11 protein-coding genes are annotated in these 13,676 nt (G+C 41.5%); 8 read left to right on the top strand and 3 right to left on the bottom strand.

The features are described from left to right. Positions 1-184: 184 nt before the first annotated feature. Both lon and CF596_RS13300 read right to left on the bottom strand, forming a co-directional pair. Positions 185-2,611 carry an endopeptidase La gene (gene lon / locus CF596_RS13305; RefSeq protein ID WP_096902748.1) on the bottom strand — a complete coding sequence of 809 codons (2,427 nt, stop codon included), beginning with the start codon at positions 2,609-2,611 and terminating at the stop codon, positions 185-187. Positions 2,612-2,758: 147 nt separating this feature from the next. Beyond that, on the bottom strand, positions 2,759-3,355 hold the full coding sequence (locus CF596_RS13300; RefSeq protein WP_026438444.1) for a 5-formyltetrahydrofolate cyclo-ligase: 597 nt from the start codon (positions 3,353-3,355) through the stop codon (positions 2,759-2,761). A gap of 351 nt (positions 3,356-3,706) precedes the next feature. Between CF596_RS13300 and CF596_RS13295 the strand changes: the two genes are divergently transcribed. From CF596_RS13295 to CF596_RS13265, 8 genes are all read left to right on the top strand, one after another. Further along, positions 3,707-4,957, top strand: coding sequence for a YncE family protein (locus CF596_RS13295; RefSeq protein ID WP_096902747.1), 1,251 nt, complete (start codon positions 3,707-3,709; stop codon positions 4,955-4,957). A gap of 96 nt (positions 4,958-5,053) precedes the next feature. Next, positions 5,054-5,317, top strand: coding sequence for a hypothetical protein (locus CF596_RS14950; protein ID WP_242439168.1), 264 nt, complete (start codon positions 5,054-5,056; stop codon positions 5,315-5,317). Beyond that, a complete protein-coding gene (locus tag CF596_RS14945; RefSeq protein ID WP_242439167.1) occupies positions 5,318-5,551 on the top strand; it encodes a hypothetical protein in 234 nt (77 codons plus the stop codon). Positions 5,552-6,069: 518 nt separating this feature from the next. Beyond that, on the top strand, positions 6,070-7,740 hold the full coding sequence (gene lldP / locus CF596_RS13285) for an L-lactate permease (protein ID WP_171325009.1): 1,671 nt from the start codon (positions 6,070-6,072) through the stop codon (positions 7,738-7,740). A 24-nt stretch (positions 7,741-7,764) separates the two neighbouring features. After that, positions 7,765-8,514, top strand: coding sequence for a transcriptional regulator LldR (gene lldR / locus CF596_RS13280; protein WP_004970689.1), 750 nt, complete (start codon positions 7,765-7,767; stop codon positions 8,512-8,514). After that, positions 8,511-9,665 (top strand): FMN-dependent L-lactate dehydrogenase LldD, encoded by a 1,155-nt coding sequence (gene lldD, locus CF596_RS13275; protein WP_075167697.1) that lies wholly within the window; start codon positions 8,511-8,513, stop codon positions 9,663-9,665. Before lldR ends, lldD begins: the two co-directional genes overlap by 4 nt. A 95-nt stretch (positions 9,666-9,760) precedes the next feature. Then, positions 9,761-11,476, top strand: a complete 1,716-nt coding sequence (gene dld / locus CF596_RS13270) for a D-lactate dehydrogenase (protein WP_096902749.1) — start codon at positions 9,761-9,763, stop codon at positions 11,474-11,476. Positions 11,477-11,525: 49 nt separating this feature from the next. Further along, entirely contained in the window at positions 11,526-12,425 is a 900-nt protein-coding gene (locus CF596_RS13265) for a LysR family transcriptional regulator (protein WP_004970549.1), read from the top strand. A 105-nt stretch (positions 12,426-12,530) separates the two neighbouring features. Here CF596_RS13265 and CF596_RS13260 read toward each other — a convergent pair whose 3' ends face one another. Further along, positions 12,531-13,082: a ricin-type beta-trefoil lectin domain protein gene (locus CF596_RS13260; protein ID WP_019837853.1), complete on the bottom strand. Its 552-nt coding sequence runs from the start codon at positions 13,080-13,082 to the stop codon at positions 12,531-12,533. Between the last annotated feature and the right edge of the window lie 594 nt (positions 13,083-13,676).

Raw genomic sequence — 13,676 nt, 5'->3', positions numbered from 1 at the left:
CCACTTGTTTTTAAGTGGGGACTAAATTAAGGCTTATAGGATGAATTCATAAGGTGTGTTCAGCGGACGCTTACAAAAATAATTAAAAAATTATTCAATTATTTTAAATCCAGAATCTAAATACGACAAAAGAGCACCGAAGTGCTCTTTTGAGATGTTCTATGCTTAAAGCAGAGTAACTTGCTTAATGACGTGCGGCTTTGCCTGCTGCTACTGGCTTCACAATCGGTGCCTTGGTTAAAGGCTTAGGCATACTGGTCAGTGCCAAAGGCAAGATTTCATCAATGCTTTTCACAGCCTTGATTTCCAAACCTTCTTTGACATTGTCTGGAATTTCAGACAAGTCACGCACGTTTTCCTGTGGGATAAATACCAGTTTGATACCACCACGATGTGCCGCAAGAAGTTTCTCTTTCAAGCCACCAATGCGCATTGCACGACCACGTAAGCTGGTTTCGCCTGTCATGGCAATATCAGGACGAATTGAAATATCTGTAAATGCAGATACCAATGCCGTAGTCAATGCCAAACCTGCAGATGGACCATCTTTAGGTGTTGCACCTTCTGGCAAGTGTACGTGTACATCGGTTTCGGCAAATACATTGGCTTCAATGCCTAAACTGTCGGCACGGGTACGCACAACGGTCATCGCGGCTTTGATTGACTCTTGCATCACATCACCCAATGAACCTGTGGTGATGAAATTACCTTTGCCTTTCATGGTTGCCACTTCAATGGTGAGTAATTCACCACCCACTGAAGTCCAAGCCAAGCCATTTACACGACCCACTTCGGCTTCTTCTTCTGCCATACCATAGTCAAATTTGTGTGGACCAAGGTAGTCAGGCAAGTTTTGTGAAGTCACATCTACCTGTAGGTTTTTGGCTTTTTTGCTGACTGCTTCTTTCACCACCTTACGGGCAATTTTTGACACTTCACGTTCCAGACTACGCACACCTGCTTCACGTGTATAGCGCTGCACAATGTCACGAATCGCTTCTTCATGAACCGTCAATTCTTTAGCACGCAAGCCATTATTTTTGATGGCTTTAGGGACAAGATAGCGTTCTGCAATATTCACTTTTTCATCTTCGGTATAACCCGGTAGACGAATTACTTCCATACGATCTAACAGAGCTTCTGGAATATTCATGCTGTTGGCAGTACAAATGAACATCACTTCAGACAAGTCTAAGTCTAGATCTAAATAGTGATCATTAAACTTGTTGTTTTGTGATGGATCAAGTACTTCTAACAAAGCAGATGCAGGGTCGCCACGGTAATCCTGTGCCATTTTGTCAATTTCATCGAGCAAGAACAGTGGGTTCTTCACACCAACTTTAGTCAATGACTGCACAATTTTACCCGGCATCGCACCAATATAGGTACGGCGGTGACCGCGAATTTCCGCTTCATCACGTACGCCGCCTAGCGCCATGCGCACGAACTCACGTCCAGTGGCTTTTGCAACCGATTCACCCAGTGAGGTTTTACCTACACCCGGAGGACCGACTAAGCACAGAATTGGACCTTTGAGTTTTTTCACGCGCGACTGCACAGCAAGGTATTCCACAATACGGTCTTTGACTTCATCTAAACCGTAATGGTCGGCATCTAAAATTTCTTGTGCTTTCGCCAAGTTAATGCTGACTTTGCTGGCTTTGTTCCATGGCGTATCTAAAATTACTTCCAGATAGTTACGTACCACAGCCGCTTCGCTAGATGCAGGTTGCATGGCTTTTAGCTTACGGAACTCAGCTTCTGCTTTTTTGCGGACATGTTCTGGCAAGTCTGCTTCGGCCAGACGTTTTTCAATTTCAGCGACATCATCTTCCGCACCGCCGTTCATATCGGACAGTTCGCGTTGAATGACTTTCATCTTCTCATTCAAGAAGTATTCACGCTGATTTTTTTCCATCTGGCGTTTAACAGAGTCATGCAAGGTTTGCTCAATCTGCTGTTCTTCAGACTGTTGCAATAAATAAGTCATTAACTCGGTCAAGTGAGCTTCAAACTCATCGTGCTCAAGGAATTTTTGTTTGACATCAATATTCAATGGCACACGGGTTGCAACAAAGAACAACAACTGCAATAAATCTTCAATTTTATTGGCAGCAGCAATCAGTTCACGTGCATTGCGTAATTTTGCTTCTGCATATTGCGCAAATAAGGCACGTAATTCTTGCAAACGTGTTGCTTGGGTATTTTCATCCATCGCAACAGTCATTGGGCTCAAGCTGTGTTCTGCAGTCAAATACGCGTCTTCATCAATAATTTTTTCGAGTTTGGCGCGGTATAAGCCTTCAATCAGCACTTTGATACAGTTTTCATCATTTTCGTGATTCACAACTTGCACAATCTTCGCGACAGTACCGTATTGATATAAATTGTCGTGATCAATTTCTTCTGTAAGCGAATCTTTTTGCGCAACTACAAATACTAGATTGTCACTGTTACGAGCCACATCAACTGCATTGATCGATTTTTCACGACCTACAAATAGCGCAATTTGCATGTGTGGATAAACCACCACATCACGTAGCGCTAAAAGCGGTAATACACTTGGAACCTGAGGCTCTAAGGTTTCTTGATTCATAATAATTTCAGACATGGGCACTCCTAATGAGTGACAACGGTGTTGCCATGTTTTTAATAGTGATGGGTATTTTTTAAAATACAAGGGCAGGTCAACACAAATTGTTTAAAAAGTAGCTAAATATGTGATTTTAAATTGATCTATTCAGTCAAAATGATCAATTTAGCGTTTCAAGGTGCGTTTAAACTGTAAAAAATGTTGTGGAGTTAGTAAGGCATCTACAGGTTGATCCCAATTTTCACGTGGCAAGCGTGTATGAATTAGCTGAAAATCATGTGCAATCCCTAAGCGATAAGGATGCTGCGGGGCAGAGGCTAAAGTGCGGTCATAATAACCACCGCCCATTCCAATGCGGGTGCCATGCGTATCGCAAGCCAATAAGGGCATCAAGACTAAATCTAAATGGGAGATGTGTTTTCCGCGACTTGTTCTTGGTTCTTGCATCCCCAAACGATGATGGGCAAAGCGACGCTGACGATATTGTTGTGGGGTGATTTGTACCCACACCAAGTGTTGATTCATATTGCAAATCATGGGCAAATACACTTGTTTGCTATGCGCGAAGCAATATTCAATGATGCGGTGTGTATGAATTTCACCAAAAGCATGTAAATACATACCCACTTTTTTTGCGTACTGAAATTTTGGCAGTCGTATTAGCCGCTGCAAAACAGCTTGCTGTGCGTGTTGCTGTTGGGTGCGCGTGACCGCTCTGCGCTGTTGTCGAAGCTGTTTACGCAAGGTTTTAAGTTCCAACAACTGCATCTCGGCACATCCTTATATTCTTGAGTTTAAATGCTTGAATGGGTATGGGATTACTGTCATTTCATCGACAAAAACAAGCTTTTATCATACTTGGCATTTTAACAGGATGTGATGCTGTATTTCTGTTTATCTGAAACTTGACCTGCTATCGGATAGTCTAGCTCGAACCCTAGACGCAAAATTACAAAAACTCTTATGCTATTGCCCAATCAATGCCACGCCAACAATCTTCAAGATCGCTTCAAGATGGATTAGGCAGGCTTCAGTTAAAAACAACAAATATGTAAAAACACAAGCCAAAACAAAAACAACACTTTCATTTTGCTGTTCAGGGAGAACAAGAACATGAATTATTCCAACAAGGTGTTTAAACATCTACTTCAAGGCGTGCTGGCTTTAGGAAGTTGTGTCAGCGCACAAAGTTATGCAGATTCGACCTATTTACCGCAGCCACCGAATACCCAACAAGTCTTTTTTGTCGGCAATAACTGGGATGGCACAGTGACGGTGATTCACCCTTCACAAGACTTTGGCAAAGTGGGTGTGGTCAATATGATTCCTGACCGCAAAGAGCGTTTATTAGAAATTCATTTAAATCCAGTGAAATTGATTGCCTACACTTACATTCAACAAACTGCAGGTGAGGGCAATGACCAGTTGGTGGATGATATGTATTCCACGCCAGATGGACAGTCGATTGTGGCTTCACGTCCAAGTTTTGCCGATGTGGTATCCATCAACATTAAAACGGGCAAAATTAATTGGCGTACGCCAGTCGAAGGTTTCCGCGCAGACCACATGGCGGTTTCACCAGATGGACAACGTGTTGCTGTGTCGGCATCGTCAGGTAATGTGGTGCATGTTTTAGATATTCATACAGGTAAAGAATTGGGGCGTTTTGCAACAGGGGATAAGCCGCACGAAAATATTTACTTTGCAGGTGGAACGAAAATCTTAAACTCTGCGATTGGTAACGTAGAAACTTCGATGGATGCACAGTGGCAAGATTTTACCAAAGGTAAGCGCTTTATTACCATTGCCGATGCCAATAATTATAAAGTTCTGAAAAAAATTGATTTCCGACCTGCGTTAGATGCCTTTGGACGTAAAGATTTATCCAACTCAGTGCGTCCTATGGTGCTAAGTAAAGATGAAAGCAAACTTTATGCGCAGGTTTCATTTTTTAATGGTTTGGTGGAATACGACTTAAAAACCGATAAAGTCACGCGTATTGGACAATTACCGGGCAGCAGTACAATTCCAAAAGACCGCAGCAAATGGGTAAATGATTCACGTCATCATGGTTTATCCATCAGCGCAGATGGCGAAAAACTCTGTGTGGCAGGCACGATGGATGATTACGCGACCATTGTAGACCGTCAGAGTTTAAAAGCAGGCAAACTGATTCCTGCAGGTAAACCATATTGGGCAACCCGTAGCCCAGATGGAAAAAGCTGTGTGATTTCAGAAAGTGAAACCGATGTGGTAACGGTGATTGACTTTGCTACGGGAGAAAAAGTCCGCAGTGTGCCAGTGGGGAATCACCCACAGCGAGTGCGTTTGGGTTATGCACCAAGCGATTGGTCGACGCCGTAATTTTAAGCCGATCATAACAGGCAAAGCATGCTAAGGCGCTCAAGACGATATTTGAATTGAGCGCATTTTAGGATGGTTTGCTTATGGAGCATGCACATGAATGGGACTCGATGGCTCGGTATTGGCTTTTTTGTTTTGGCGGTCGCGGTGTTGTTTACCGTGGTGTATGTGTTTCAACCACCGAATAAGACTGTTTCGGAAACAGTGTGGGTGAAACCGAACACGGCTTCCACAGAGATAGAAACAACGCAAAGTCTATATTCAGATGAATCTGAAAATGTACTGGAAACAAACGCTATGCTAGAGCGTGCTGCGGTATCTGCAGTTGAAATGCAGCAATTAATCCAGCAACGTGATTAGTTGTATTTAGGCTTTAAGCAAATTAGTACAGGTTTAAGCCAAGGGCAAAAGCCTGATTTAAACCGTGTACAAAGTATGTTGCTACAGCAGGAACAATTGGTACAAGCAGGCGTATTAAGAGCAGAAGATGCAATGAACTATAGCCAGTTTTTAAAGCAAATTTTACCTGAAATTGCAGGGCAAATTGATTTGCATATTTCGCGTTTAAAGCGCCTGAACGTGGTGACAGGTTAAGCCACAGTAAGGTGTGAGTTGCTGTTATAAATACACGATGACGCCATTGTTGCAGTCAATAATGGCGTTATTTTTTTGTCTAAAAAATTCTTTTAATCCACATGTTTTTAAGCCGAATAGCGGCCACTTGAGCTGAATTTATCCATGATTCCTTTGATCAAGCGTTCAATTCATCTTAGAAGAAAGCACACGTATTTTACTGTATTAGACGAAAGTTGTATAAGGCTGTGCCGAATAAATTTGGTTTTTCCTTCCTTTTAAAAACTACAGAAAAAACAAAGTTTAAATTTTTCTTCACCGTATTTTTTATGCTGCGAACAAAGATCATCTTTATTTAAATTGGTATGACCATTTAAATAAATAACCAGACCAATGTTGACATTTATTTGTATAAAACTATTATTTGTTGCAAATATTAAGAGTATTTTGATTTTTATCTTAATATTGGTCAGACCAAAATTAGAATTTTATCTATATGCTTAGACCTATGTTTACGTTTGAGTGAGCATTTCAAGGAGATGACAATGCTTCAACATTGGCAACAGATCTACGATCCAATGGCAAATATTTGGATTTCGAGTCTTATTGCATTAATCCCGATTATCTTTTTCTTTCTGGCATTGGCTGTATTTCGCTTAAAAGGAAGTGTTGCGGGAACAATTACGGTTATTTTGGCGTTATTGGTGTCGTTATTTGCCTATGGCATGCCTGCACCAATGGCTTTTGCTTCATTGATCTATGGCTTTTTCTACGGTTTATGGCCAATCGCATGGATTATTATTGGCGCATTATTTTTATATAAAATCTCTGTAAAAACAGGGCAATTTAACATTATTCGCTCATCTATTCTGTCGATTACAGAAGATCAGCGTCTCCAGATGCTACTGGTGGGCTTCGCATTTGGCACATTTTTAGAAGGTGCAGCGGGCTTTGGGGCGCCAGTGGCAATTACTGCAGCTTTGTTGGTAGGTTTAGGCTTTAAACCTTTATACGCTGCGGGTTTATGTTTGATTGTGAACACCGCACCTGTTGCGTTTGGCGCAATGGGGATTCCAATTATTGTGGCGGGTCAGGTTTCGGGTGTAGAAACTATGGAAATTAGCCAGATGGTTGGACGTCAGTTGCCATTTATGGTGCCTATTGTACTGTTCTGGATTATGGCAATTATGGATGGCTGGCGCGGTGTTAAGGAAACTTGGCCTGCAGTGTTGGTGGGTGGTGGTGCTTTTGCGATTGCACAATACTTGACCTCTAACTTTGTAGGGCCTGAGTTACCCGATATTACCGCTGCAATTGCATCTTTGGTCAGTTTAACGGTGTTGTTTAAATTCTGGCAGCCAAAACACATTTTCCGTTTTAGCGATGCAGACACCAAAGTGGATGCCAACTTAGTTGCAGAACAACAGCAAAAATACAGCATGGGTCAGATTGTCAAAGCATGGTCACCTTTTGCAGTGTTAACGGTGATGGTCACCATTTGGAGTATTAAACCGTTCAAAGATTTATTTGCAAAAGATGGGGCAATGCATGACTGGGTCATTTCCATCAAAGTGCCATTTTTACATCAACTGGTACAAAAAATGCCGCCTGTGGTGGCAGACGTCAAAGACTACGATGCCATCTTTAAGTTTGACTGGCTGAGTGCCACGGGTACTGCAATTATGATTGCGGCTTTCATCACCATCATTTATTTAAAAATGAAACCACGTGAAGCTGTCAAAACCTTTGCAGAAACCATCAATGAATTAAAAACACCGATTTATTCCATTGGTATGGTGCTGGCCTTTGCTTTTATCGCCAATTATTCAGGTATGTCTGCGACCTTGGCATTGGCTTTGGCTCATACAGGTAATGCATTTACTTTCTTCTCGCCATTTTTAGGCTGGATTGGAGTGTTCTTGACAGGTTCAGATACATCAGCCAATGCCTTATTTGCTGCCTTGCAAGCCACAACTGCACAGCAAATTGGTGTACCAGAAGTCTTGTTGGTTGCTGCCAATACCAGTGGTGGAGTAACAGGCAAAATGATTTCACCGCAATCTATTGCAATTGCCTGTGCGGCTGTTGGTTTAGTCGGTAAAGAATCGGATTTATTCCGCTTTACCGTGAAACACAGTATCACGTTCACCGTAATGATCGGTATTATTATCACTCTACAAGCTTATGTGTTCCCATGGATGATTCCATAACCACATGCACAAGAGGATAGCCGCATGAAAGTTTCCGACAAAGTTGTACAAGACCTGCGCACACTGGTTGAAAAAAATCAGATGCAAGTCGGAGACCGATTGCCTGCCGAAAGAAAGTTATGTGAACAACTCGGGGTTTCCCGTTCCTCTTTGCGTGAAGCCATTCAGCAATTGACCAGTCAGGGCATGCTGGTCAGCAAAGTTGGAGCGGGTACTTTTTTGCAACAGCTACCCACCAATTGGTCGCAATATCAAATTGTGCAGCCTTTAAGTAACCTGATTGATGAAGACCCTGCTTATCGTTTTGATGTGCAGGAAGCTCGAATGGTGCTTGAAGGTGGTACGGCATGGTATGCCGCACAGCGGGCAACTGCTGAGGATTTGAAAAACATCCGTGCCTGTTATGAGCAAATCGCCCATTTTCAAATTTTAGGTGATGACGATCAGGCAGCAATTGCCGATGCCAAGTTTCATTTGGCAATTGCCGAAGCATCGCACAATTTGGTGCTCATTCAAATGATGCGTGGCTTATTTGATTTGTTGCAATACAACGTAGTTTTGGGCAGACGCAAAGTCTATACCGAAGCCCACCGTTTCGATCAGTTGCACGATCAACACTTTCAAGTGATGGATGCAATTGAACGCCAGGATCCAGAAGCTGCCCGTTCGGCAGTGTGTGGACATATTGAATTTGTAGTTCAACAAGTACGCATGATAGACGAGGAAGATGCGCGTCGTCAGCGTGCGAGTCGATTAAACAGGATAGCGCCATGATTATTTCTTCTGCGAATGATTACCGCGAAGCAGCTAAACGCCGTTTACCGCCATTTTTATTTCACTATATAGATGGAGGTGCGTATGCGGAACAAACGCTAAAAAGAAATGTAGAAGACCTTTCACAAATTGCCTTGCGCCAGCGTGTATTAAATGACATGTCGGCTTTAAGTTTAGAAACCACGCTATTTAATGAAACTTTGTCGATGCCTGTGGCTTTGGCACCAGTCGGTTTAACAGGCATGTACGCGCGCCGTGGTGAAGTGCAGGCTGCTGTAGCAGCAGACAAAAAGGGTATTCCATTTACATTATCTACCGTATCGGTGTGTCCAATTGAAGAAGTGGTGCCTGCCATTTCTCGCCCAATGTGGTTTCAGCTTTATGTGTTACGTGACCGTGGTTTTATGCGCAATGCTTTGGAACGTGCCAAAGCAGCCGGCTGTTCAACACTGGTTTTTACAGTAGATATGCCTGTGCCTGGCGCACGTTATCGTGATGCACACTCGGGCATGAGTGGGCCAAATGCGGCCATGCGCCGTTATATGCAAGCAGTGATGCATCCAAATTGGGCGTGGGATGTGGGCTTACTCGGCCGCCCGCATGATTTGGGCAATATTTCCAAATACTTGGGCAAGCCGACTGGACTGGAAGATTATATTGGTTGGTTGGGCAATAACTTTGATCCATCCATTTCATGGAAAGACCTAGAGTGGATTCGTGAATTTTGGGATGGCCCGATGGTGATTAAAGGCATTTTAGACCCTGAAGATGCCAAAGATGCAGTCCGCTTTGGTGCCGATGGTATTGTGGTATCGAATCACGGTGGGCGTCAGTTAGATGGTGTGTTATCTACTGCACGTGCCTTGCCACCTATTGCCGATGCCGTCAAAGGCGATTTAAAAATTCTGGTAGATTCAGGCATTCGTAACGGTTTAGATGTGGTGCGTATGCTGGCCATGGGTGCCGATACTTGTATGCTCGGACGTGCCTTTATTTATGCATTGGGTGCAGCAGGTGGGGCAGGAGTGAGTAATTTACTTGAGCTGATGGATAAAGAAATGCGGGTGGCAATGACCTTAACAGGTGCTAAGAATATTCAGGCCATTACTTCAGATTGTCTGGTACGACTTGAGCGTGAGCTGAAAGGCTAATTTGCCAACATGGGCGATGAATCCATAACTTTAAAAGTTTGGCTTGATTGCTCAATTGTATTTTCTTCACCATTGGAATTCAGGACATGCACACCATGCCACAGACAAATTCATCAATAGCACAATTTGATGCAGCAGCGACACTCAAAAATTTGGTCGATATTGTGGGGAAAGCGCATGTATTGACCCATGAGTCGGATACCCGCTTATATCGTCAAGGGCGACGTTTTGGTGAGGGGCAGGTTTTTGCTGTAGTCACGCCAGGTTCGCTGTTGCAACAGTGGCAAGTGTTGCAAGTGGCAGTGGCGGCAGACTGTATCATTATTATGCAGGCCGCCAATACAGGACTGACTGGTGGTTCGACCCCTTTTGGTGATGATTATGACCGTCCTGTTATTCTGATTAATACTCAGCGTTTAAAAGGCATTCAGCTGATTAATAATGCCAAGCAAGTGATTTGTTTACCCGGCGCTACGTTGGATGCATTGGAACAGCAATTGGCACCACATCAACGTGAGCCACATTCAGTGATTGGTTCATCTTGTATTGGCGCTTCAGTTTTGGGTGGAATATGCAACAATTCAGGTGGTGCCTTGGTTAGACGAGGTCCTGCCTATACCGAGTTGGCCTTATACGCTCAAGTTAATGCTGCTGGCGAGTTGGTGTTGATCAATCATTTAGGGGTAAATTTAGGTTTTAATCCAGAAGAAATTCTGACCCGATTGGAACAGCAACAATATACCACAGAAGATATTGAATACTCAGAACACTGTTGTGCTTCAGATCAGCGTTATGTGCATGATGTTGCACAAGTTGATGCCGATACCCCTGCACGTTTTAATGCTGATCCAAGCCGTTTGTTTGAAGCATCGGGTTCTGCAGGAAAAGTTTGTGTATTTGCCGTGCGCTTGGATACTTTTGAAAAAATCCCGAGTCAGGTGTTTTATATTGGCACCAATCAACAGGATGATTTAACCGCCATCCGCCGTTTTTTATTGCGTGATTTACCCCGTGTTCCAATTGCAGGCGAGTATATCCACCGTGTTGCCTATGACATTGGCGCAGAATATGGCAAAGACAGTTTCTTGTTTATTGAGAAATTTGGCACCAGTAAAGTACCTGCCGCTTTTGCCATGAAAGATAAAGTCGATGGTGTGCTGAGCCGTTGGGGCATGCGCGGGCTGTCCGATAAAGTTTTGCAAATGTTCACGAAGCTGTTGCCTAATCATTTACCTGAACGGATGAATCAATTTCGTGATTTGTACGAGCATCATTTAATTTTACGTATTGAGCAGCAAGATGTTGCAGCAGTACAGCAATTTTTACTGGATTACTTTATTACACGCAGTTCAGGCAGTTTCTTTCTGTGTAATGAGGATGAAGGACGTAAAGCCTTTTTGCATCGTTTTGCTGTGGCGGGTGCAGCAATTCGTTACCGCGATACGCATCGAGATGAAGTTGAAGACATTGTTGCCTTAGACATTGCTCTAAGACGTAATGATTCGCAATGGGTTGAAAATTTACCCGAAGAATTGGAGCGGGCGATTATACATAAGTTGTATTACGGACATTTTTTGTGTCATGTCTTTCATCAGGACTATATCATTCAAAAAGGGGTAGACCCGTTGGCCATGGAACATCAAATGTGGTCATTGCTTGATGCTCGTGGCGCAGAGTATCCTGCTGAACATAATGTTGGACATTTATATGTGGCGAAACCTGCATTAAAGCAGCATTATCAAAAGTTAGATCCAACCAATAGTTTTAATGTGGGTATTGGACATAGCTCTAAATTAAAATCTTGGCGCTAATTGAGGATGAAAACTGAGCAGTGAAAACCGATTCTAAGGAAAGATTAATATGTTTAAGTTAGACAGCAAACTGCTACAGATTTTTTATTATGTATATAAATTAAAAAATGTATCAGCTGCAGCAGATGCTCTAGGTATGAGCCAACCTGCGGTAAGTAACTGCTTAAATAAAATTCGTCAGCATTTTAATGATCCCTTATTTTTAAGGGTTGGCAATGAAATGTTGCCTACAGAGTTGGCGAAACAGATTTTTTCACCGATTAGTGAAATTATTAATAAAATTGAAACGGTCAATAATTTTAAAGTCGATTTTGATCCGACACATTCCGATCAATTATTTACCTTGGCAATGACCGATGTTTCGCATTTGGTTTTATTGCCAAAACTGACCAAGTTTTTAAAAAAATATGCACCTTCAGTGCGGATTAAAATTCGTCCTATTACCCGTGAAACCAGTTATCAAATGGCAAATGGTGAAATTGATTTTGCGATTGGTTTTTTACCTGAGTTAGAGCAGGGTTTTTATCAGCAGCAATTATTTTTACAATATTATGTGGTGATTAGTCGTAAAGATCATCCACGTATTTGTGAAAAAAGTTTAGATGTTGAAGCTTATATTCGTGAATCGCATGTCGATGTAGATACCAGTATAGGTCACTACCATATTGAAAATGAATTAAGCAATCGTGGTTTAAGACGTAATATTCTAATGAGTATCCCAAGTTATTTAGGGGTCGGTTTAATTGTGCAAGAAACCGATATGATTGCGACAGTGCCTTATTATTTAAGTGAGGTGTTATTGGCACGCGGGAATTTACAAGTAGTGAGTGCGCCTTTGAATTTTCCAACCTATCCTGTACGACAATATTGGCATACGTCTTGTCATCACCAAACCAGTCATCAGTGGTTAAGAAAAGTGATTTTTGATTTGTTTAGTCAGCATCCTTAATTAATCGTATTTAAAGTAAAATTTTTATAATTTTTTAAATTATCATTCGCTAATTCCCTCATCTTCAAAAGAGCAGGCTAGGCTGAGGGAATTAGTGATTCTTTTTTATAAGGCAATAAAACTAAATTTCTGCCCACGATTTTGATTGCAGCTATACATTTTCATTTTTCCATTATAAATATCTAAACATTTGCCTGTATCTGCACTACGAATACGCTGACCATCGAGATACCATTTTTGGTTACTTTGTCCATTACAGGTATAAGCAATTACTTCAGCACCATCATGTTTCTGTTTTCCTGCTACATCTAGACATTTACCTTGCACGGTAATGCTTTGATCAGGATGGAAAATAAAATGCTGATTGGTACCATCATGACAATGTGAAGTCTGAATGGAACGTTGATTACTGCGACTAAAATCTACGCAGCGACCATCATAGGTTTTAATTTTGACTTTTTGTTGCCATGTTTGTGCAGGATAAGGCATAGGTGTTGGCATATAAATGGTTTGTTGTGCAGGACGTTCTACAGGTGTACTTGCTGGAATTTGAGGTTGAATGACGATATTGGGAATCTGCCCCGATGCTGTTCCGTCAACTACAATACATGCTGTTAAAAGTGAGCAACTGCTTATAGTGAAAAGTGTCTTAAACATAAGAGAAAACAATTTATTTATTAGGTGGATAGGATAAATTTAAAGCATGGAATAAATATTTATTTTTTGTAATTTTGTGTGTAATTGACCAAAAAATTTTATCTAATAGATATGGTTTCCTAGACACGGTTTTCAAGCAAAAAATTAAGTTTGAAAAAACTTCAACTCGCGATTCTATGTATTCTTTGTTTGCTAGAGGGTGCATTCTTAGGAAGTGTGTGGTAGAAATTGTATTTAGAGGATATATTTCTGATTTAGTTTGTGGTCAGCAACAAGCGAATTATCCAATTTGTTGAATTGAACATCAAAAATTCAACTATATTGCTTTAAAATTATGTGATTGAGTTGTAAAATTATGTGTTAAAATTGGCAATTGTCACAGTTTTTGAATTTTTGGGGTAAGAACTGTTGAAACATTTTTTACTACGACTTGGATTGGATCTGCGTAAACTTATTTTAATTTCCACAATTTTAAGTGTATCAGGCTTATTTGTCGTAAGTATTTTTATTTTAAATTATGTAAGTTGACAAAAATAACTAATCATGCGAAAAAGTTTTTTTAGTTAACAGATGTTCACACATGCCTCGAATTGT

This window comes from Acinetobacter sp. YT-02 (genome assembly GCF_002412355.1).
In the GTDB taxonomy this organism is placed as follows: Bacteria; Pseudomonadota; Gammaproteobacteria; order Pseudomonadales; family Moraxellaceae; genus Acinetobacter; species Acinetobacter towneri.
Note: the sequence above shows the minus strand (reverse complement) of the source record. Positions and strands in the feature narration are given on the sequence as shown.